The sequence below is a fragment of the Streptomyces sp. NPDC001732 genome, from assembly GCF_053596315.1.
In genome coordinates this window covers 229,100-244,724 of record NZ_JBSFFY010000006.1, presented here as the reverse complement: position 1 = coordinate 244,724, position 15,625 = coordinate 229,100, and the positions used below count along the sequence as shown (strand labels likewise).

The 15,625-nt window shown below is 73.1% G+C and carries 19 protein-coding genes; 9 read left to right on the top strand and 10 right to left on the bottom strand.

Going from position 1 to position 15,625, the window contains the following annotated elements; translation table 11 throughout:
* Positions 1–167 precede the first annotated feature (167 nt).
* The gene (locus ACWCXX_RS10005) at positions 168–953 is read right to left on the bottom strand and encodes an electron transfer flavoprotein subunit beta/FixA family protein (protein WP_451125851.1); all 786 of its coding nucleotides are present in this window, start codon (positions 951–953) and stop codon (positions 168–170) included.
* A 145-nt stretch (positions 954–1,098) separates the two neighbouring features.
* Between ACWCXX_RS10005 and ACWCXX_RS10000 the strand changes: the two genes are divergently transcribed.
* The 3 genes from ACWCXX_RS10000 to ACWCXX_RS09990 all read left to right on the top strand — a co-directional run bounded on the left by ACWCXX_RS10000 (position 1,099) and on the right by ACWCXX_RS09990 (position 3,192).
* Entirely contained in the window at positions 1,099–1,788 is a 690-nt protein-coding gene (locus ACWCXX_RS10000; protein WP_451125857.1) for a TetR family transcriptional regulator, read from the top strand.
* 138 nt (positions 1,789–1,926) lie between these two features.
* Complete coding sequence (locus ACWCXX_RS09995; protein ID WP_451125850.1) at positions 1,927–2,277, top strand: Zn-ribbon domain-containing OB-fold protein; 351 nt, start codon at positions 1,927–1,929, stop codon at positions 2,275–2,277.
* Positions 2,278–2,346: 69 nt separating this feature from the next.
* A complete protein-coding gene (locus ACWCXX_RS09990) occupies positions 2,347–3,192 on the top strand; it encodes an inositol monophosphatase family protein (RefSeq protein ID WP_451125849.1) in 846 nt (281 codons plus the stop codon).
* A 132-nt stretch (positions 3,193–3,324) separates the two neighbouring features.
* Here ACWCXX_RS09990 and ACWCXX_RS09985 read toward each other — a convergent pair whose 3' ends face one another.
* Entirely contained in the window at positions 3,325–4,158 is an 834-nt protein-coding gene (locus ACWCXX_RS09985) for a nucleotidyltransferase domain-containing protein (protein WP_451125848.1), read from the bottom strand.
* Positions 4,159–4,245: 87 nt separating this feature from the next.
* Here ACWCXX_RS09985 and ACWCXX_RS09980 point away from each other — a divergent pair, with 87 nt between their 5' ends.
* Positions 4,246–5,661 carry a phytoene desaturase family protein gene (locus ACWCXX_RS09980; RefSeq protein WP_451125847.1) on the top strand — a complete coding sequence of 472 codons (1,416 nt, stop codon included), beginning with the start codon at positions 4,246–4,248 and terminating at the stop codon, positions 5,659–5,661.
* A gap of 539 nt (positions 5,662–6,200) precedes the next feature.
* On the opposite strand, the gene ACWCXX_RS09975 is transcribed toward ACWCXX_RS09980, so the two are convergent.
* The 4 genes from ACWCXX_RS09975 to rpmG form a co-directional block, all read right to left on the bottom strand.
* Positions 6,201–6,626, bottom strand: coding sequence for a hypothetical protein (locus ACWCXX_RS09975; protein WP_451125846.1), 426 nt, complete (start codon positions 6,624–6,626; stop codon positions 6,201–6,203).
* A 222-nt stretch (positions 6,627–6,848) separates the two neighbouring features.
* Positions 6,849–8,003: a CobW family GTP-binding protein gene (locus ACWCXX_RS09970; protein WP_451125845.1), complete on the bottom strand. Its 1,155-nt coding sequence runs from the start codon at positions 8,001–8,003 to the stop codon at positions 6,849–6,851.
* Positions 8,003–8,257 carry a type B 50S ribosomal protein L31 gene (locus ACWCXX_RS09965; RefSeq protein WP_451125844.1) on the bottom strand — a complete coding sequence of 85 codons (255 nt, stop codon included), beginning with the start codon at positions 8,255–8,257 and terminating at the stop codon, positions 8,003–8,005. The genes ACWCXX_RS09970 and ACWCXX_RS09965 overlap by 1 nt, the downstream gene beginning before the upstream one ends.
* Before the next feature lie 33 nt (positions 8,258–8,290).
* Positions 8,291–8,455: a 50S ribosomal protein L33 gene (gene rpmG / locus ACWCXX_RS09960; protein WP_451125843.1), complete on the bottom strand. Its 165-nt coding sequence runs from the start codon at positions 8,453–8,455 to the stop codon at positions 8,291–8,293.
* Positions 8,456–8,522: 67 nt separating this feature from the next.
* Between rpmG and rpmB the strand changes: the two genes are divergently transcribed.
* From rpmB to ACWCXX_RS09940, 4 genes are all read left to right on the top strand, one after another.
* A complete protein-coding gene (gene rpmB, locus ACWCXX_RS09955) occupies positions 8,523–8,759 on the top strand; it encodes a 50S ribosomal protein L28 (RefSeq protein ID WP_451125842.1) in 237 nt (78 codons plus the stop codon).
* Complete coding sequence (gene rpsN / locus ACWCXX_RS09950; RefSeq protein ID WP_451125841.1) at positions 8,759–9,064, top strand: 30S ribosomal protein S14; 306 nt, start codon at positions 8,759–8,761, stop codon at positions 9,062–9,064. Before rpmB ends, rpsN begins: the two co-directional genes overlap by 1 nt.
* Positions 9,065–9,331: 267 nt before the next feature.
* Positions 9,332–10,828: an AlkA N-terminal domain-containing protein gene (locus ACWCXX_RS09945; protein WP_451125840.1), complete on the top strand. Its 1,497-nt coding sequence runs from the start codon at positions 9,332–9,334 to the stop codon at positions 10,826–10,828.
* Complete coding sequence (locus ACWCXX_RS09940; protein WP_451125839.1) at positions 10,825–11,358, top strand: methylated-DNA--[protein]-cysteine S-methyltransferase; 534 nt, start codon at positions 10,825–10,827, stop codon at positions 11,356–11,358. The genes ACWCXX_RS09945 and ACWCXX_RS09940 overlap by 4 nt, the downstream gene beginning before the upstream one ends.
* A 123-nt stretch (positions 11,359–11,481) precedes the next feature.
* On the opposite strand, the gene ACWCXX_RS09935 is transcribed toward ACWCXX_RS09940, so the two are convergent.
* Positions 11,482–12,066, bottom strand: coding sequence for a TMEM165/GDT1 family protein (locus ACWCXX_RS09935; protein ID WP_451125838.1), 585 nt, complete (start codon positions 12,064–12,066; stop codon positions 11,482–11,484).
* 334 nt (positions 12,067–12,400) lie between these two features.
* Between ACWCXX_RS09935 and ACWCXX_RS09930 the strand changes: the two genes are divergently transcribed.
* A complete protein-coding gene (locus ACWCXX_RS09930) occupies positions 12,401–12,802 on the top strand; it encodes a (2Fe-2S) ferredoxin domain-containing protein (protein ID WP_451125837.1) in 402 nt (133 codons plus the stop codon).
* A gap of 23 nt (positions 12,803–12,825) precedes the next feature.
* Here the strand turns inward: ACWCXX_RS09930 and ACWCXX_RS09925 are convergent, their stop codons facing one another.
* From ACWCXX_RS09925 to ACWCXX_RS09915, 3 genes are all read right to left on the bottom strand, one after another.
* Positions 12,826–13,545 (bottom strand): SIR2 family NAD-dependent protein deacylase, encoded by a 720-nt coding sequence (locus tag ACWCXX_RS09925; protein WP_451125836.1) that lies wholly within the window; start codon positions 13,543–13,545, stop codon positions 12,826–12,828.
* An 87-nt stretch (positions 13,546–13,632) separates the two neighbouring features.
* Positions 13,633–14,844, bottom strand: a complete 1,212-nt coding sequence (locus tag ACWCXX_RS09920; RefSeq protein ID WP_451125835.1) for a hypothetical protein — start codon at positions 14,842–14,844, stop codon at positions 13,633–13,635.
* 176 nt (positions 14,845–15,020) lie between these two features.
* Positions 15,021–15,515, bottom strand: coding sequence for an NUDIX domain-containing protein (locus ACWCXX_RS09915; protein ID WP_451125834.1), 495 nt, complete (start codon positions 15,513–15,515; stop codon positions 15,021–15,023).
* Positions 15,516–15,625: the final 110 nt, after the last annotated feature.

The following is a 15,625-nucleotide window of genomic DNA, read 5'->3' as shown; positions in this document are numbered from 1 at the left end:
GGACTTCCCTCTCCTGCCAGTAAACGACCGAACAGCAACGCGAACAGCAACCGGAACAACACCCCGGGCACCCCGACCCCCCAAGGCCGGCACCCGACCCGACCCCCCGGACCGGCCCCCGGCACCCACCACCGGACCACACCGCCCCGGGAACACCGACGGCCCGGTCAGATGAACTTCTGGCCCGCCAGGAACTCCGCCAGCTGCCGCCCGCCCTCGCCCTCGTCCTTCACGACCGTGCCCGCCGTGCGCGCCGGACGCTCCGCCGCCGCCTCCACCACCGTGCACGCCCCCGCGAACCCGACCTCGTCCGCCCCGATCCCCAGATCGGACAGATCCCACGACTGGACCGGCTTCTTCTTCGCCGCCATGATCCCCTTGAACGACGGATACCGCGCCTCACCCGACTGATCGGTCACCGACACCACCGCCGGCAACGACGCCTCCAGCAGCTCCGAGGCCGCATCCCCGTCACGACGCCCCGACACCACCCCCTCCCGCACCGACACCTCCGACAACAGCGTCACCTGCGGCACCCCCAGACGCTCCGCCAGCAACGCCGGCACCACACCCATCCCCCCGTCCGTCGACGCCATCCCCGAGACCACCAGGTCGTACCCGGCCTTCTCCACCGCCCGCGCCAGCACCAGCGACGTCCCCATCACATCCGAACCGTGCAGACCCTCGTCCTCGACATGCACCGCCTTGTCCGCACCCATCGACAACGCCTTGCGCAACGCATCACGCGCATCCTCCGGACCCACCGTCAGCACGGTCACCTCCGCACCGTCCACCCCGTCCGCGATCTGCAACGCCTGCTCCACCGCATACTCGTCGAGCTCCGACAGCAGACCGTCCACCCCCTCACGGTCCACCGTCAGATCATCGGCAAAACGCCGCTCACCCGTGGCATCGGGCACGTACTTCACACAGACAACGATCCTCAAGCTCACGCCGGCTCTCCTACCTGGGTGCGGTTCGTAGGAACGACATTATGGCACTCAGTACCCTCTGTAAAGGAACTTGGTGCCATGAAGCTCTTTTCGGTGCTACGTTCCCGGCATGACTGACGCACGCAGACCGGCGAAGAAGACTCCCATGCGGGAGGTGCTGGCCGAGGCGGCCTTCCAGCTCTTCCTGGAGCGGGGCTTCGAGCGGACCACGGTGGACGACATCGTGGCGCGGGCGGGGGTCGGGCGCCGGTCGTTCTTCCGGTACTTCCCCTCCAAGGAGGACGCCGTCTTCCCGGACCACGAGCGGTGCCTCGCCGACATGACCGCCTTCCTGGCGGAGGCCGGCGACGCCGAGCCGGTCGGCGTGGTGAGCGACGCGGCCCGGCTGGTGCTGCGCATGTACGCCGCCAACCCGGAGTTCTCCGTGCAGCGCTACCGGCTCACCCGGGAGGTGCCCGGACTGCGCACCTACGAACTGTCCGTGGTGCGACGGTACGAACAGACGCTGGCCGGCTACCTCCGGGGCCGGTACGGCGACTCGGCCGACGGCGCGCTGCGGGCCGAGGTGATCGCCGCCTCCGTGGTCGCCGCGCACAACAACGGGCTGCGGAGCTGGCTGCGTTCGGGCGGCGAGGGCGATGCCGAGGCCGCCGTCGACCACGCCCTCGGACTGGTGCGCCAGGTGTGGGGGAGCGGCCTGGACGGAAGCGCGGCGCTGCCCGCCGCGGACGGCGACGTGGTGGTGATGGTCGCGGCGAAGGGTGCCCCGATGTGGCGCGTCGTGCAGCAGGTCGAATCGGCCATCGGGCAGGGCGGACAGTCCGGAACGGCTTGATCTGGCACTGAGTGTCTTTACGTTTCGACACTCAGTGCCCTATGGTGCGGACGCGTGCCGACGGGCAGACGCGGCGCGCTCCGAGCCGAGCGCAGGGGGTCGAACGTGTCCCAGTCGTCAAGTGGCACCGCGCGGACGGTGCACGAGGAAGCCGGCCTGATCTACCACCGGTGCCGCTGGTGCGGCACGGCCTCCTTCCGGAGGCTGTTGTGCCCGGTGTGCGCGTCGAGCGACCTGGAGTCCGAACACAGCGCCGGTCCGGGCGTCGTGGTGAGGTCGGGAGTGGTGCACCGCTACACCGAGGCGGCACGCAACGAGTCCCTCGTCCGGTTCCCCGAGGGCTTCGTGTTCCGCTGCCGGGTCGTGGGCGCCGCGCCGGACCGGGTGGCGGTCGGTGCCCGGGTGCGTCCGGCCGTCGTCGAGGGCCCGGACACGGGAGAAGTGGTCTTCGAACTCTGCGACCCGCCGGGGAACGACGACTGGTACTGACGCCGACCGGTCACGTCCCCGTCACCACCAGGTCGTCGGCGCCCGGGAGGGACATGATTGGGTGGAGGCATGATCGATGACTTTCTCGCCGAGACCGCCGGGGACACCGGACACCTGACCGAGGTCGAGGCGGCGGTGCGCGCCGCCGCCGCTGCCGAGATCATGCCCCGCCACCGGCAGCTGGCCACGCACGAGATCGTCGAGAAGAACGGCCCGCACGACCTCGTCACCGTCGCCGACCGCCTTGCCGAGGAACACCTCACCGAGGCCCTCACCAAGATCCTGCCCGGCTCCGTCGTCGTCGGCGAGGAGGCGGTGCACGCCGACCCGGGGGTGTACGACGCCCTGGGCGGCGACGCCCCGGTGTGGATCGTCGACCCGGTCGACGGCACCCGCCAGTTCGTCCGCGGCGAGCAGGGCTTCTGCACCCTGGTCGCCCTCGCCCACCGCGGTGAACTGCTCGCCTCGTGGACGTACGCACCGGCCCTGGAGGAGATGGCGGTCGCGGTCCGCGGCCGTGGTGCCACCCTCAACGGCAGGCCGATACGGTCGGGGACACCCGCCCCCGGCGCCGCCCTGCGCGTGGCGATGTCGCACCCCGACTACACCACCGACGCCCAGAAGCGCGCCCTGCTCGGCCTGCGCGCCGAGGGCATCGACGCCCGCCCCTGCGGCTCGGCGGGTCTCGAATACCTCGACATCGCCCGCGGCGACAAGGACGCCGTCGCCTTCACCTGGGAGTACGCCTGGGACCACGCGGCGGGCCTGCTGCTGGTCGCCGAGGCGGGCGGCGCCCAGGCCACCCTCTCCGGCACCCCGTTCCGCATCGCGGGCGGCAACGACCTGCCCTTCACGGCGGCGCGCGACGGGGCGACCGTCGCACGCATTCTCGAAGCGCTGCGCAACGGAGCCTGACCGGCCGCTCCCCTCGGCCCCCGTCCCCGGGCGCGGGGCCGGGGGCGGTACGCCCTCCTCCGCGGGGACGGCCGGGCCCGGCGGCGGGGCCGTGCGCCCGGTCGACGGCGGCCGTGAACCGTTCCCGGGCGCTCAGGCGCCCGGCGCGAGCGCCGACCGCACTTCGCGCACCAGTTCCGCCGCCCCCTCCACCGCCGCCTCGTCCAGCCCCCGCAACGCCGCGTCGACCCGGTCGGCGTAACCCGCCGGAGTGTCCGGCAACGCCGCCGCCGCGGCCGAGGCGCCCTTCTCGTTGAGGCACCAGACGCGATGGTGGGCGTGCAGGGACTGGGCCAGGACACCGAACGCCCGCGACAGGCACAGGGCCACATGGAGCGTGTCGCCGGCGGGCGCCGACTTGCGGGCCGCCGCCACCGAGAAGTCCGCCTCCCACGCGGCTTCGACGAGAGCGGTGCGCAGTGGCTCCGGATAGCGCCTCGTCTGCTGCTGAAGGCCTGTCAATTCGCCTCGTGGGTCGGCCAGTACGAGCCCCGATGCGACCTCTCCGGGATACGCGGGAGACCAGAAACCCAGCGGATGGCCGGGCTGTACGCCCACTTCGAAGCGGCCTTCGCGGCAGTCCTCCCAGACCGCCTCCACCCGGTCCAGGTCGCGCAGGATCCAGTCCACCGCGACGCCGTCCACCCGCAGCCACGCCCCGCCGTCGACCCAGGGTCCCCAGCCGCCGGGACCGGCGACCTCGGCCGGGGAGCCCTGCACTTCGGACGCCAGCGCGGTCAGCGCGGCCACGTCGGGCGCGCCGCGGTAGTACAGGCCCAGATCCCAGTCGGAGTCCGGGCGGTGGGTGCCACGGGCCCGGCTGCCGCCCAGGGCGACGGCCCGGACACCGGGCAGGCCGACCAGTCGGGAGGCCATGTCGAGGATGTGGGCGGGCACGGCTGCGGCCGGGGAGTTCGGTGTGTTCATCGCGCGGTGACCCTACCCCCGGTCGGAGCGCCGACGCCGCGGAATATCCTGGGTGTCCTGGCCGTCGGCTGACGAAGGAGTCCGAAGGTGCCGTCGATGCTCGATGCAGTCGTCGTTGGGGCGGGCCCCAACGGACTGACCGCCGCGGCCGAACTGGCCCGCCGCGGCTTCGCCGTGGAGGTCTTCGAGGCGGAGGGGACCGTCGGGGGCGGCGCCCGCACCGAGGAGCTGACCCTCCCCGGCTTCCGCCACGACCCCTGTTCCGCCGTCCACCCCCTGGGCATCGGCTCGCCCGCGTTCAACGCGATGCCGCTCGCCCGGCACGGCCTGGAGTGGCTCCAGCCCGAGCTGGCGCTCGCCCATCCGTTCCCGGACGGCACGGCCGCCGTGCTCACCGGCTCGGTGGGGGAGAGCGCCATGTCGCTGGGCGCACGGGACGCGGGCGCGTACCGCAGGCTCGTCGCCCCGTACCTCGGCCACTGGGACACCCTCGCCCAGGACTTCCTGCGCACCCCGTGGGACGGGCTGCCCCGGGACCCGTACCGCTGGGTGCGATTCGGGCTCGACGCGCTCCAGCCCGCCTCGCTGCTCTCCCGTCGCTTCCGCGGGGCGAAGGCGCGCGGGCTGTTCGCCGGGCTCGCCGCCCACGCCATAGCTCCCACCGGTGGCCTGGCGACCGGCGGGATCGCCCTGCTCTTCGCGCTGGCGGCGCACGAGAAGGGCTGGCCCGTGCCGCGCGGCGGATCGCAGGCCATCTCCGACGCCCTCGCCTCGTACCTGCGCGAACAGGGCGGCACGATCCACACCGGCACGGAGGTCAAGCGGCTCGACGAACTCCCGCCCGCCCGCGCCTACGTCTTCGACACCTCGCCGACCGCCGTGGCCCGTATCGCGGGGCTCGGCCGGGCCTACCGCCGCTACCGGTACGGCGCCTCCTGCTTCAAGATCGATTACGCCCTGTCGGGCCCCGTCCCCTGGACCGCGGAAGAGGCCCGGCGCGCCGGAACGGTCCACATCGGCCCCACCGCGGGCGAGATCGACTCCGCGCTGACGGCCGCGGTGAAGGGACACGACCCGAGCGTGCCGTTCCTGATCACCGCACAGCCCAGCCTGATCGACCCGTCCCGCGCGCCCGAGGGCCGACACGTCTTCTGGGCGTACGGGCACGTGCCGGCAGGCTGGGAGGGCGACGCCACCGACGTCATCGAGCGCCAGCTTGAGCGCTTCGCCCCCGGTTTCCGCGACCTGGTGCTCGCCCGCGCGGTCGCCGGACCGCCCCGACTCGCCGCGCGCAACGCCAACTACGTCGACGGCGACATCGCGTGCGGTGCGTTCGCCGGGCTGCAGACGGTGCTCCGCCCCAAGCTCGCACGCGTCCCGTACGCGACGGCGCACCCGGCGGTGTTCCTGTGCTCCTCGGCCACCCCGCCCGGCCCCGGCGTGCACGGCATGTCCGGCCACCACGCGGCGAAGGCGGTCTGGCGGCGGCTCCGGGCGTCCTGAGAACGGCCCGGAAGCAACCCCTCGGGCCTGCTCCCGGGAACGGCCCGGAAGCAACCCCTCGGGCCTGCTCCCGGGAACGGCCCGGAAGCAACCCCTCGGACCTGCTCCCGGGAACGGCCCGCGAGCGACCTTCGGGCAGCGCCCGGAACGGCCCCGGAGCCGTCGGGCATCCGGCCCGGCGCTCCCGGGGCTCCGGCCCGGCCGGCCGTGACGCACAACCGGCCGACGCCGTCGGGGGAGGCGTCCGGCTCCTTCGACGGCGTGTGCGGACCGGCCGCCAACTCCGCCCGGACGGAAGACTTTCCGCGGCGGCGGCCGGATTCGGCGGTCGGACTCCGCAGCCGGGTTCCGGGTCGGCACCCGGACGTGCTCTCCTCGGCGGACCGGTTCCGCCACGACGTGCCGTCCCGTGTCCCCGGTGGCACCCGAGTCCCGTGCCGTCATGGCCGAGATCGAGCTCCTCCCGTCGCCGACGGCGCCGCCGGAAACCCGACTCGGGCCGAGGGCAGGGAAGTCGGCGGCTCACCGGTGTGCCGACGTCATTCCGGAGGGCGTTCGACGGCCTGCTTCGTCAGCTCGGCCCGGAACTCGTCCGGATCGAGGGCCGGCAACTCGCCGATCTCCTTGTTCCAGCCGTCGGCGGCCCGCTCCACCGCGGCCCCGAACTCCTGCCGCGCCCGGCGCCGGACCACGGCCAGGGCGACCGCGACGACCGGCCGCAGCAGCCACCGCCCGCGTACCGTGACCGACACGTCCACCTGCCACAGGCCGCCGTCCGCCCGGCGCGGCCGCAGATGCAGCCGTGCCTCGCCCACCCGTGCCCTGTCGGTTTCGAGCGGCTGGGGCCAGGGCGCTTTTGCGTCCCGCCACGTCACCGGACCGAACACCACGCCGCAGGGGCGCCGGAGCACCGCCTGGCAGGCGAGCACATCGGCGGCCCGGTCGAGATCGACGATCCTTTCCATGCCGGGATCATGGCCGACCGCAGGTTTTCCATCCACCGCGTCACGGCCGGACGGCGAAACGGCCCCGGGCCACGGCCCCGGTCACGGCCCCGAGACCGGCTCCGGCAGCCGGACCCGGGGCACTCGGGTGCCGCGCACGTCCGGCGGGCGGGGAGGTCCCGGGCACGCAAGCGGCACGTCTCGCTATCGGGTGCGGGGTACGGGGCCGGATGTGGCGGGGCGTCAGGAGGCCGGGTCCAGCAGCGAGTCGAAGGCGGTCGGGAGCCGTTTCCACGCCTCGGGACCCGCCGCGTACTCGGCGTCGGTGAGCAGACAGGAGTCGAGGAGCCGGGCCAGCCCGTCCCGGTCGAGGCCGGGGGAGGTGAAGACCAGGTGCTGGCAGCGGTCGCCGTGCCCGGGATGCCAGTCGAGCGCGGCAGCCGCCCTGCGGACGGCGGGCACCATGTCCCAGGCCGCGTCCGGCAGGGAGGCCAGCCACGGGCCCGCGCTCTCCACGCAGAGGGCGCCCCCGGCGGCGTCCCAGGCCAGCAGGGTGTCGGGGCGGTCGGCGAGCCAGAACCGGCCCCGGCTGCGCGCCGCCGCACAGCACAGCTCCTCCAGCGCCCGGTGGAGCCGCTCCGGGTGGAAGGGGCGACGGCGGTGCCAGACGAGGGTGGCGACCCCGGCCTCGTCCGCCTCCTGCGGCAGCAACGCGCACGCGGGGTGCTGGGCGGCTGCCGCCGCTTCCACGTCGAAGCCCGCGAAGGCGAGCCGGCCGAGTTCCGCCGATCCGACGGGCACCCGGCGCGCGGTCGGGTGGAGCTGGGCGAGCAGCGCGCGGTCCTCCTCGTCGGCCGCCCCGTCGTCGACGAGGACGAGCACGGCCGCGTACTCCAACTGCCGGGCCCAGGTGTCGCCGACGGTCCGCCGGTCCGTGGCGGCCGCCGCGAGCCCCGCTTCCGCCAGGTCGTCGCCGTTGCCGAGACAGGGCAGTACGAGCGCGGGATCGACGGCGGTCATCACACTGGTGAGTTCGAGCGCGTCGCCGCCGTGTGCGACGACGACCTCGGCCATCGACCTGGGCTCGACGGAGTCCCACAGCTCCACGACGGCGAGCCGGGTCGAGTCGCCGCCTGCCAGTCGCACCAGCTCCGGGACCAGATCCTCGCGCAGCGCGCAGCAGGCGCAGTCGTCGACGAGCGGGGCGTTGCCGCACGACAGTTCGCCCGAGGCGTCCCGCACCAGACGTCGCACGGTGCCTTCGGCGGCGGTGGCCAGATCGTGGTGGAGCGCGATGCTTCCGGGGACGGTGCGCAGCAGCCGGTCCACGACCTCCTTGCGGGCCTCGGAGTGGAGACCGGCGACGATCACGACGGGCAACTTGGCCTGATCCAACATCAGTTCGCCCCGCGACGGCCGTAGCGGCGCTCGAACCGCTCGACGCGGCCCGCGGTGTCCAGGACCCGGGCAGCGCCCGTGTGGAAGGGGTGGCTCGCGGAGGAGATCTCGACGTCGACGACGGGGTGGGTGTTGCCGTCCTTCCACTCGATCGTCCGGTCGGAAGTCGCGGTGGAGCGGGTGAGGAAGGCGGAGCCGGCGGCCTTGTCGCGGAAGACGACGTGGCCGTACGGGGGATGGATTCCGGGCTTCATGGTGGTGTCCTTCGGGGTCGGGCGGGGGAGCGGTCAGCGCTCTTCGCGGAAGTCGACGTGCTTGCGGACGACCGGGTCGTACTTGCGCAGGACCATGCGCTCGGGGTCGTTCCGACGGTTCTTGCGGGTGACGTAGGTGTGGCCGGTCCCGGCGGTGGAGCGGAGCCTGACGACCGGGCGTAGTTCGTTGCGAGCCATGACCGCTACTATATGGCAATGATTTCCATTTCCAACAAGTGGTTCTCCGTGGAAAGCAGGTAGCACCGTGTCCGCCCAATGCCAACTGACCGGCGCCCGGCCGGGCTTCGGCAACCGCATCTCCCACTCGCACCGGCGCACCTCGCGCCGCTTCGACCCCAACATCCAGCGCAAGAGGTACTGGCTGCCGAGCGAGGGCCGGTACGTCCGGCTCACGCTCGCCGCCAGGGCGATCAGGACCGTCGACACCATCGGGATCGAGGCGGCCGTCGCCCGTGTCCGGGCCCGGGGAGGGAAGGTCTGATGGCCAAGAAGAGCAAGATCGCGAAGAACGAGAAGCGCAGGGCGACCGTCGAGCGGTACGCCGCCCGTCGCGCCGAACTGAAGGAGACCGTCCGCCGCCCGTCCACCACGGATGCCGAACGCCGCGCCGCCATGGACGAGCTCCGGCGCCAGCCGCGCGACGCCAGTGCGACCCGGGTGCGCAACCGGGACGGTGTGGACGGGCGGCCCCGCGGATACCTGCGGAAGTTCGGCCTCTCCCGCGTCCGCGCACGCGAGCAGGCGCACGCCGGATTCCTGCCGGGGGTCACCAAGTCCTCCTGGTGACCTCGGGGTTCGGCCCGGTGGTGCCCGGTCGTGCCCCGGTGGGGTGCGGCCGGACACCGTCGGTGGCCCGGTGTCCGCATCGGCCCCCGGCGTACAGCCGGCCGCGCTCGTGCACCCCGCCCGGCCACCGCGACACCGGGCGGGCGGTGCCACGCGGAGGCAGAGCCGGAGGTGGTCCGGGCGGCGAATCCGAAGGGTCCTGGCAGCGCCGGGTCGATGTCGGAATTCCGCCAGCCCTCCAGGGGGCCGGTGCCGGATGCTTGAGCCATGTACACCGACACCGAGCGCTGCGTACGGGCCGTCCGGTCCAAGGACGCCCGCTTCGACGGCTGGTTCTTCACAGCGGTCCTGACCACCCGGATCTACTGCCGTCCCAGCTGCCCCGTCGTGCCGCCCAAGGTCGAGAACATGACCTTCTACCCCAGCGCCGCCGCCTGCCAGCAGGCCGGATTCCGGGCCTGCAAGCGGTGTCGGCCCGACACCAGCCCCGGCTCCCCGGAGTGGAACGCCCGAGCCGACTCCGTCGCCCGCGCGATGCGTCTCATCCGGGACGGCGTCGTCGACCGCGAGGGCGTGCCCGGCCTGGCGGCCCGGCTCGGCTACTCCGCCCGGCAGATCGAACGCCAGTTGCTCGCCGAACTCGGTGCGGGCCCGCTCGCCCTGGCCCGCGCACAACGCGCCCAGACCGCGAGGCTCCTCATCGAGACGACCACGCTCTCCATGGCCGACATCGCCTTCGCCGCCGGGTTCTCCTCGATCCGCACCTTCAACGAAACCGTCCGCGAGGTCTTCGCACTCGCCCCGGGCGAACTGCGCAGCCGCGCCGCCCGCTCCACGACCCCGCCCGCCACCCCGGGCGCGATAGCGCTGCGGCTGCCGTACCGGGCCCCGCTCAACCCCGGCAACCTCTTCGGCCACCTCGCCGCGACCGCGGTCCCCGGTGTCGAGGAGTGGCGGGACGGCGCCTACCGCCGCACGCTCACCCTGCGGTACGGGCACGGCATCGTCTCCCTCGCCCCGCACCCCGGCCACATCGCCTGCAGACTCTCCCTCACCGATCCGCGCGACCTCACGCTCGCGATCAGCCGCTGCCGCTGGCTGCTCGACCTGGACGCCGACCCGGTGGCCGTCGACGAACAGCTGCGCGCCGATCCGCTGCTCGCGCCCCTGGTCGACGAGGCCCCCGGCCGACGGGTCCCGCGCACCGTCGACGAAGCGGAGTTCGCCGTACGGGCGGTGCTCGGCCAGCAGGTCTCGACCGCGGCCGCCCGCACCCACGCGGCCCGTCTGGTCACCGCGCACGGCACCCCCGTCGACGACCCGGAAGGCGGCCTCACCCACCTCTTCCCGGCCCCCGGGGCGCTCGCCGCACTCGACCCCGAACGGCTCGCCCTGCCACGCAGCCGCCGCACCACCCTCACCACCCTCGTCGGGGCACTGGCCGACGGATCGCTCCGGCTCGGCACCGGCACCGACTGGGAGCGGGCACGGGCCGAACTGGCCGCCCTGCCCGGCTTCGGACCCTGGACCGTGGAAGTGATCGCGATGCGGGCGCTCGGCGACCCCGACGCCTTCCTCCCCACCGACCTCGGCATCCGGCGCGCGGCCGGGAAGCTCGGCCTCCCGGCCACCCCCGCGGCGCTCACCGCCCGTGCGGCGGCCTGGCGCCCCTGGCGGGCGTACGCGGTCCAGTACCTGTGGACCGTGGACGACCACCCCATCAACCACCTGCCCACCCGAGAAAGCCGGGAAGTCCAGCCATGACCACGAGAACCACGAAAACCGCGAGCACGGCGCCCCGGCGGCACACGGTCGTCGACAGCCCGTACGGCCCGCTGACCCTCGTCGCCACCGACGGGGTCCTCTCCGGCCTCTACATGACCGAGCAGCGCCACCGCCCGCCCGAGGAGACCTTCGGGGAACCGGACCCGCGCCCCTTCACCGAGACCGTCCGCCAGCTCGACGCCTACTTCGCCGGTGAACTGCGCGAGTTCGACCTGCCGCTGTGCCTGGACGGCACCCCGTTCCAGCGCAGCGTCTGGGAGCAGCTCCGGCACATCCCGTACGGCGAGACCCGCTCGTACGGCGAACTGGCCGAGCTCCTCGGCAAACCGGGCGCCTCGCGTGCGGTGGGGCTCGCCAACGGCAAGAACCCGGTGGGCATCATCGTCCCCTGCCACCGCGTCATCGGCGCCTCGGGCGGACTCACCGGCTACGGCGGCGGACTCGACCGCAAGCAGCGGCTGCTGGCCTTCGAGAGCGGCGTCCCGGACGCCACCCCGGCACTCTTCTGACACCGCTCGGCGCGGCGGAACACGAGGGCGGGCCCGGACGGAAACACGCGGGCGGGCCCGGACAGGAACCGTCCGGGCCCACCCGCGGGGCGACCGTGAGGTGGCGCGGCCGGCCGACAGGGGTCAGCCGACGAAGATCTCCACCAGGGTCCAGATCGCCAGCCCCAGCATGCAGAGCCCGCCGATCCGCTGGACCGTCTTGAGCGGCACCCGCTTCGCGATGAACTGCCCCGCCAGCAGCGCCAGCGCCGAGACGGACATCAGGGCCGCCGCCGAACCGATCGCCGTGGACCAGGTGCCGTTGCTCGCGGCCAGGTTGGCCGTGGTGATCTGGGTGAGGTCGCCCCACTCGCTGATGAAGACGGCCATGAACGCGGTCGAGTAGACCGGCCAGAAACCGGTCACCGTTTTGCTGCCGGCCTCGTCGTCGTCATCGTCGCCACCGGAGCGCAGCAGCATGAAGGCACCGAAGGCGAAGAGGGAGGCCGAGACGAGCTTCACGATCCAGTCGGGCAGCAGTCCGATCAGACTGCCCGCCCCCACCGCGATGGCGACGTGCACGATGAACGCGGACGAGGTGCCGAACCAGACGTACAGCGGTCGCATGCGGGTGCCCATGGCGAGCGACGCGAACATCGTCTTGTCGGGGAGTTCCGCGAGGAAGATCAGCCCGAAGGCGGTGATGACCGCCAGGGGGTCGAGGTGCATTCCGGGTGGCTTTCTGTGAGAGCCGGGCCCCGGGCCTTCACGAAGCGCCGGACGGCTCTCGGAGGACCACTCGGCCCGGCATGACGTCAGCGCCCACGGGGCGCGGGCGTGTCATACCTGACCGAAGGTCTCGCCCGCCCGCAATGATCCGCGGGCCCGGCCACCGGGAACCCGAGGGCTCCAGTGTGTCGACGACCGGTTTGCGGGGCTACTCCCCTTCGCAGCCATCAACTCTACCCCACCCGCCCACGGGGCAGTACGGATGTTCGATCCGGCGGCGGAGTCGGTACAGTCCCGTGGTGATCATCCGAGCCGGCACCGGAAGCGCCCCCGCATGAGCCGTACGCGCAGGACCGCACCCGCCGGGGGAACGCCCCGGCCCACCGTCAGCGTCTGCCGCGGCTGCTGCTGCGGGACGCCGAAGATCCCGGGCGTGGACCACGCCGCCCAGCTCGCCGGGCTGCGGCGTTCCCTCGGCGAGAGAGCCACGGTGCGCGTCGTGGACTGCCTCGACGCCTGCGAACAGGCCGATGTCGTCGTCGTGCAGCCGTCGGCGGAGGGCCGCAGGGCGGGCGGCAGGCCGGTCTGGCTCGGGCTCGTCAACGACCCGGACGTCGTGACGGACGTGGCGGCCTGGGTCGAGGCGGGCGGACCGGGGCTGGCGGACCCGCCCGGAATCCTCGACCTGTACGTGTTCCGCCCCTCGCGCCGCGTGCAGCGGGAACTCGACCAGTAGGACGGACCGGGCCGGGCCCTCGGTCACAGCGCCAGCCGCTTCAACAGCGCGGGAAGGGCCGTGCCGATGGGCTCGCGGACGGTCTCCTCGGCCAGTTCGTCGTACGGTGTCGGCTCCGCGTTCACCACGATCAGCCGGGCACCGTGGTCCACCGCGATCCCGGCCAGCGAGGCGGCGGGCTGCACCTGGAGCGTCGTACCGACCGCGATGAACACCTCGCACGCCTTGGCGATCGACATGGCCTGCCCCAGCACCACCGGATCGAGCCGCTCGCCGAACATGACCGTCGCCGACTTCAGGATGCCGCCGCAGACCGTGCACGGCGGATCGGCCTCGCCCGCCTCGACCCGGGCCAGCGCCTCGGCCATGGAGGAGCGGGCGTGGCAGCGGGTGCAGACCACCTCGCGCGCGGTCCCGTGCAGTTCGAGGACCTTGCGGGCGGGGAGACCGGCGAGCTGGTGCAGACCGTCCACGTTCTGCGTGATCACCCGCACCGGCGTACCGGCCCGCTCCAGCTCCGCCACCGAGTGGTGGGCCGCGTTCGGCTCGGCGTTCCAGGTCGCACTGGTGCGGCGCATCTGCCAGGAGCGGCGGCGGATCTCCGGATCGGCCATGTAGAAGTCGTACGTGACGAGCTTCTCGGCCTCGGGGTCCTTGCGCCAGAGCCCGTTGGGGCCGCGGTAGTCGGGAATGCCGGAGTCCGTGGAGATGCCGGCGCCGCTGAGGATCGCGACGAGAGTCATGACCCCGAGCGTACGCAGCACCGGACGCCGCCCGCGAGGCCATTTCGTCCGGTGACGGGCGGCGCGGGCGGCGGTCCGGCGCCGCGGTCAGGCCGTGGGAACCACGGGGGCGAACGGCGACGGGGTCAGCCCCGTCCAGGTGTTCAGCACGGCGCGGGCGGTCTGCTTGGTGACCCCGCCGTCCTGGACCGTGCCGCTCCGCGCGAGGTAGAACCGTCCGTCGTCGAGCGAGACCAGCCCGTACTGCCCGTACTGTCCCGGCGCCGGCCACCCGTACGTACCGGTCGCCGCATCGTGCGCGCCCTCCCGCAACAGGGGGAGCAGCAGACCGCGCTCCGGGGACGCCTGGCCGCGGACCGGGCCGCGCACCGGCTTGCGCGCACCGTCCAGGGCGAAGACCGAGTAGTTGGGGAAGCCCGGTTTGGTGCCCTTGTAGACGGCCATCAGCCAGTTGCCGCTGTGTCCGTCGTACTCCAGGTTCTGCACGCCGTACGTGGTGTTCCCGGTGTACGCGAAGAACTTGCCGTCGACCCGGGCGGGGCCGCTGGTGTGCGGGGCCGACTCGGTCAGCGGACGCTCGTACTTCTTCCACCGGGCGACGTCGTACTGGAGCAGCACCTGATGGTCGTTGTCCGTGCGGTCGGCGTTGGCGTACACGCCGTACGCGACCGTCAGCCTCTTTCGGGCATGCCCGCCGCTCCGGTCGCCGAACGCCGGGCCGAACGCGACGCCGTCGATGCCGCTGCAGCCGTACCGGTGGTCGGGCGTTCGGCCCGTGTCGCCGTCGAAGACGCCGTCGCCGTTCATGTCGGCGGTGAAGTCCTTCACCACTTCCTCGAGGTAGACGGTCGAGACGACACCCGTGGACTGGGCGTCCATGTCCATCCGGGTGATCCGGTCGACGTCGAGGATCGCGATGTAGAAGGACTTCGCCTCCTTGTACTCCAGCGAGCCGTAGACCCGGCCGTCCCGCTCGTCGAAGTCCAGATCGCCGAGGTGGCCGGTGAAACCGGTGACCGAGCCGACCGGGTTGCCCCCGAGGTCGGTCTTCACCAGCAGGTTGGTCATCGAGAAGTACATGAAGCCCTTGCGGCGGTCGACGGCCATGCCCTGGACGTGACCGGACCGCCAGGCGCCCCCGTCGACCGACGACGGCAACCCGCCGTGCGCGGGGCGTGCCGTGGACGGCACCGGCTCCGCGAGTGCCGTCGAGGCCGTGGCGACAACTGCCGTACAGGCGAACACGGCCGCGACGATCGCGGCCAGTGGTCCACCGAGGTGCCCTGTGTGCGTACGCATGAACCCTCCGCATCCGTGGAGTCCGGATGATGCCGGTCGAGCGTGGACCGCGGACGAATGGCATCTGAACTCGCGCGTCCGGCAACTGCCGTCCGGGATACCGGCGACGGACCGTCAGGACAAGGGGACACGGCGGGAATACGGGTTGAAAGGGGCGGGCCGGGGCGCTTCGCGGCTCAGCCGGCCACCGGGCGGCCGTCCTCCAGCTCCACCGTGCCGCCACCGGAGTCGAGGACGTCCAGCGCCGCCCGCAGACGCGGCCCGAGCGCGCCGACGAGATGGCGGTCCAGCGCGTCGCGCTCGACCAGCTTCCAGGACAGGAGTTCCTCCTCCTGCAGCCGGATCGCCTTCAGGTCGGCCTCGCCGAGCACTCCGCCGTCGTACAGGTACGCGGCGATCGGCGGCCGTTGCGGACCGCGCGACCAGTCGACGGCGAGCAGCCGCCCCGGCTCGATGTCGAGTCCGATCTCCTCGGCCGTCTCGCGCCGTGCGGCCTGTCGCGGGCTCTCGCCCTCGTCGGACTCGATCGTTCCGCCGGGCAGCGCCCAGCCGTCCCGGTAGTTCGGCTCGACGAGCAGCACGCGCCCCCGGCCGTCCCGGAACAGCGTGGCCGCGGCGGCCAGTACCCGGGGGAGCCCCGCGATGTAGGTGACGTAGTCGGTGGTGGTCACGCGGGCAGCGTAGCGGGGGCCGCGGGCGGAACGGTCCGGTGGGGACCGCCGGGTCGGCGCGACGGCGGCCCTGGGCAGCGGGTATCCGCTGCGGATAGGGTCGGGGGCGG

What these genes read in the sequence shown, in the direction of transcription:
- ACWCXX_RS09925 (WP_451125836.1), bottom strand. Translation starts at nt 13,545, where the DNA reads ATGACTCTCGTCGCGATCCTCAGCGGCGCCGGCATCTCCACGGACTCC.
- ACWCXX_RS09985 (WP_451125848.1), bottom strand. Translation starts at nt 4,158, where the DNA reads ATGAACACACCGAACTCCCCGGCCGCAGCCGTGCCCGCCCACATCCTC.
- ACWCXX_RS09940 (WP_451125839.1), top strand. Translation starts at nt 10,825, where the DNA reads ATGACCACGAGAACCACGAAAACCGCGAGCACGGCGCCCCGGCGGCAC.
- rpmG (WP_451125843.1), bottom strand. Translation starts at nt 8,455, where the DNA reads ATGGCTCGCAACGAACTACGCCCGGTCGTCAGGCTCCGCTCCACCGCC.
- ACWCXX_RS09930 (WP_451125837.1), top strand. Translation starts at nt 12,401, where the DNA reads ATGAGCCGTACGCGCAGGACCGCACCCGCCGGGGGAACGCCCCGGCCC.
- rpsN (WP_451125841.1), top strand. Translation starts at nt 8,759, where the DNA reads ATGGCCAAGAAGAGCAAGATCGCGAAGAACGAGAAGCGCAGGGCGACC.
- ACWCXX_RS09920 (WP_451125835.1), bottom strand. Translation starts at nt 14,844, where the DNA reads ATGCGTACGCACACAGGGCACCTCGGTGGACCACTGGCCGCGATCGTC.
- ACWCXX_RS09990 (WP_451125849.1), top strand. Translation starts at nt 2,347, where the DNA reads ATGATCGATGACTTTCTCGCCGAGACCGCCGGGGACACCGGACACCTG.
- ACWCXX_RS10000 (WP_451125857.1), top strand. Translation starts at nt 1,099, where the DNA reads ATGCGGGAGGTGCTGGCCGAGGCGGCCTTCCAGCTCTTCCTGGAGCGG.
- ACWCXX_RS09970 (WP_451125845.1), bottom strand. Translation starts at nt 8,003, where the DNA reads ATGTTGGATCAGGCCAAGTTGCCCGTCGTGATCGTCGCCGGTCTCCAC.
- ACWCXX_RS09975 (WP_451125846.1), bottom strand. Translation starts at nt 6,626, where the DNA reads ATGGAAAGGATCGTCGATCTCGACCGGGCCGCCGATGTGCTCGCCTGC.
- ACWCXX_RS09945 (WP_451125840.1), top strand. Translation starts at nt 9,332, where the DNA reads ATGTACACCGACACCGAGCGCTGCGTACGGGCCGTCCGGTCCAAGGAC.
- ACWCXX_RS09965 (WP_451125844.1), bottom strand. Translation starts at nt 8,257, where the DNA reads ATGAAGCCCGGAATCCATCCCCCGTACGGCCACGTCGTCTTCCGCGAC.
- ACWCXX_RS09935 (WP_451125838.1), bottom strand. Translation starts at nt 12,066, where the DNA reads ATGCACCTCGACCCCCTGGCGGTCATCACCGCCTTCGGGCTGATCTTC.